We start from the raw sequence: 316 nt of genomic DNA on the forward strand, positions 1-316 counted from the left end.
TTGCCTGGGTGCGTCGGCTCGTCGAGGAGCCGCCGAACCGGCTCGGGCCCGAGGAAATGGCCGCGGCGATTGTCGCCCGGGCCGAGGGGAGCGGGCTCGCCGTGCGGGTCTGGTCGGAGGCGGAGCTTGCCGAGGCCGGCTTCGGGGGACTGCTCGGCGTGGCCGCGGGCAGCGCTCGGCCGGCCGTGGCCGTTGAACTGATCGGGGCGGCGGACGGCCCCGTCGTCGGCCTGGTCGGCAAAGGCATTACCTTCGACGCGGGCGGCATGAACGTGAAGCAAAACGGCCAGGAGATCTCCTGGATGAAGGCCGACAT

At 72.2% G+C, this 316-nt stretch carries 1 pseudogene; it reads left to right on the forward strand.

What is annotated here, in order from left to right:
• Window positions 1–316, forward strand: a pseudogene (locus tag OOT08_RS12675) (leucyl aminopeptidase); the annotation flags it as partial.

The organism is Leucobacter sp. M11, from assembly GCF_035726885.1.
In the GTDB taxonomy this organism is placed as follows: domain Bacteria; phylum Actinomycetota; class Actinomycetes; order Actinomycetales; family Microbacteriaceae; genus JAPFRB01.